The organism is Pelotomaculum sp. PtaB.Bin117, from assembly GCF_002067195.1.
In the GTDB taxonomy this organism is placed as follows: domain Bacteria; phylum Bacillota; class Desulfotomaculia; order Desulfotomaculales; family Pelotomaculaceae; genus Pelotomaculum_D; species Pelotomaculum_D terephthalicicum.
Genome location: NZ_MVQM01000097.1, coordinates 1 through 3,035 on the forward strand (window position 1 = coordinate 1; position 3,035 = coordinate 3,035).

General features: G+C 52.3%; 3 protein-coding genes. 1 reads left to right on the top strand and 2 read right to left on the bottom strand.

Annotated elements, in window-relative coordinates; translation table 11 throughout:
- Positions 1-684 (bottom strand): class I SAM-dependent methyltransferase (locus tag A4E54_RS06430; protein WP_286725135.1); only part of this gene is annotated, 684 nt, incomplete at its 3' end.
- A 4-nt stretch (positions 685-688) separates the two neighbouring features.
- The gene (mutL, locus tag A4E54_RS06435; protein WP_286725138.1) at positions 689-2,503 is read right to left on the bottom strand and encodes a DNA mismatch repair endonuclease MutL; all 1,815 of its coding nucleotides are present in this window, start codon (positions 2,501-2,503) and stop codon (positions 689-691) included.
- A 175-nt stretch (positions 2,504-2,678) separates the two neighbouring features.
- On the opposite strand from mutL, the gene A4E54_RS06440 reads away from it, so the two are divergent.
- Complete coding sequence (locus A4E54_RS06440; RefSeq protein ID WP_286725139.1) at positions 2,679-2,951, top strand: AbrB/MazE/SpoVT family DNA-binding domain-containing protein; 273 nt, start codon at positions 2,679-2,681, stop codon at positions 2,949-2,951.
- Positions 2,952-3,035: the final 84 nt, after the last annotated feature.

Here is a 3,035-nt window from a genome sequence, read left to right on the forward strand (position 1 = left end):
CACCCGTTTGTTCGCTATTTTTACGGCGAGGTTGATTGTTTCCCGGTCAAGCGGTTCGGGATCAGCCAGGGCGCGCAAGGCGTTCATAGCCGGTGACCGCCTTCCGGGCAGGCGGAACATGGGATCGAAATATACAACGTCGAAACTGCCTGCCGGCAGCGTCCGCAGGTAATCACGGTGATCCGCCCGAACCACCTCCACTCTTTGCATGGCGGCGACAGTGTCCCTGTCAGTTGCCGGGTAAGATACGAGACCGGATTTAACAAGATACGCTATGACCGGTGAATTCTCCAGCCCGACAACCCGGCCGTTATTGCCGACAGTATAGCTCGCTACAATGGCGTCTGTCCCCAGACCCAGTGTGCAATCCAATACAGTGTTACCCTGGTTGATGGCCATGGCGTTAATCATCTGGTCAGTTTTCCCATTTTTTAGCTCGTTTATACGCGGCCCGGCCATACCCGGGTGGAAAAAAAACTCCCCCGCGCGGGACACAAATGATACTTTTTTCGATGTAACAACCACCATCCCTTCCACACCGAGCTCCGCTGACAAAGCTTCTATCGACCGGCCGTTTCTTTCCACATACAGGGTTTCCAATTCTCCGGCTATCTGTTTGGCGCATTCCACCAAAACCGGTTTCACTCTATGAGACGTCGTGACAGCGAATCCATGTGATTTCATTATACTACCTCTTGAAACGTGTCTCCAGATCACGGTTGGAGAGGTGAATAACAGTAGGTCTGCCGTGCGGACAAGTAAATGGATTCTCCGCCCGGGCCAACCTTTCCAGCAACGCTTCCATTGCGCCAAACGGCATTTTTTCTCCGGCTTTTATCGCTCCCTTGCAAGCAATCGAGGAAGCAAGCCGTTTAAAAAAATCAACCTGGTCAGGAACAAAACCTTTTCCCTTGAAGAAATCAACCATGTCCAGGAACAGCTCTTTCTCCCGGCCCGCCGGCAAGTAGGACGGCGCTCCCCTGAGCAAGAACGTGTTGCCGCCGAAATGCTCAATTACAAAACCCGTTTCGGCAAACCGGGGCAGCAGATCGATGACGAGCGAAGTCTCGCTGTGTTCAAGCTCCAGCGTTTCCGGGACTAGAAGACATTGACTGGGATAATTGCCCTGACCGGCCAGACATTCCTCATAGAGAACCCTCTCATGGGCGGCATGCTGGTCAATGATATAAAGACCGTCTTCTCCCCCTGCCAGAATATACGTCGGAAGCAACTGGGCAAGCGGGTGAAGAACAGGGAATTTTTTATCGTTTACAGTATCTTCAAGAAACTTGTTTCTTTCCGATGGAAAAACAGATTTATCAGGCAACATGCTTGCAACCGGACTTCCGGTTGCAACTGTTTCAACCGGTTCCGGATTGACGGCTGATTGATCTTGCTCCGGCTCCGGTGAAAATATCGCCGGAACCTGCACGAAAATAGTTTTGCCCGGTTCTTTATCCGGTTCTTTATAATGATACCGGTTACCTCGTTCAGCAATCGCGGCAGGTATAACCGAATCCCCGCGCAGCGCGCTCCTGAGCGCACCGGCAACCATGGCGGCGACTCTTTTTTCTTCCAGCAGGCGCACTTCCAACTTTGCCGGGTGCACATTGACATCCAACTGCTCCGGCGCCACTGTTAAAGATAAAACAGCTACCGGCCTGCGCCCCTGGGGGAGCAAGCCGCGGTAAGCATCTTCAATTGCCGTGACAACAGCCGGACAGCGCACATAACGGCCGTTGACAATGATGGTCAGGTGACTGCGCGAACTGCGGCTAAGTGAAGGTTTTCCGGCATAACCGTCAAGGCCCAGATCCCCATCCGCAGCGCTCACCGCAATCATTTCCTTGCCCTGTCCCGGCCCATAAACAGCTGTCACAGCATCGATCAGCCTGCCGGTGCCCGGTGTATAAAAAACACGCTTGCCATGGGTCAACAGTTCGAAACGGACACCTGGTCTGGCCAGCGCCATTTTCGACACCAGTTCCCCGCACAACGCGCCTTCAGAGGAAGGGCTTTTCATCGCTTTGCGCCTGGCCGGCGTGTTATAAAACAAGTCACTTACTTCAACAGTAGTACCCGGCGCGCACCCGGCCGGACATACGGCGGCAAGCGAACCCCCCTGCAATTCAGCGCGCGTCCCTGTTATTGAGCCAGGCACGCGGGTGGTCATGACCACTTTGGCTACCGCCGCTATGCTGGGCAGCGCCTCCCCGCGGAAACCGAGCGTGTTCACCCGGCGCAAATCAGCGGCGCTTTTGATCTTGCTGGTGGCATGACGCAGGAAAGCCAACTGGACATCTTCCGCCGTCATCCCGCAACCGTTGTCGGAAACAGTGATTCTGCCCAGGCCGCCCTCCGCCAGGTCTATTGCAATCCTGGAAGCGCCCGCGTCCAGGGCGTTTTCCACCAACTCTTTTACTGCCGAAACCGGCCGTTCAACCACTTCACCGGCAGCAATCTGGCCGGCTGTAAATTCATCCAGGATAATTATGGCTGCCAACACCGCACCCCGCCAACTCTAAATCATAGCAACACAGGCAGTTTTATGCGCCTGCTGTTCATTATAACATGCCATGTTGCGATCCAAAAGAAAAACCCTGGAAAGGAATATTGATTGTTAGAAATAACGTTGGTAAAATAATAAAGTAAGAAATTATTACTGAGGACGTGTTGATATGGATGAATTTTACATTGCCAGAATAACTACGAAGGGACAAGTAACAGTCCCCCTCGAATTGAGAAAAGCGTTAAACGTTAAGGAAGGTGATTACATCCTTTTTGAAAAAAAAGGCCCCCGCGTGGAAATAAAGAAAGTGTTACCACCGAATGATTTTGAAGAATTTGCGAAACCGATCAGGGAAAGATTTCAGAGGGAAGGGATAACTCCTGATGATATCGAAGCAGCCATTAAGTGGGCCCGGAGGGCTCAGGGAGAAAGTAAGACATGAGAATTACCATTGATACGAATGTTCTCGTTTCCGCGCTGGGATGGAACGGTACGGAAGCGGCTATTATTGAAATGGTTTTGGATT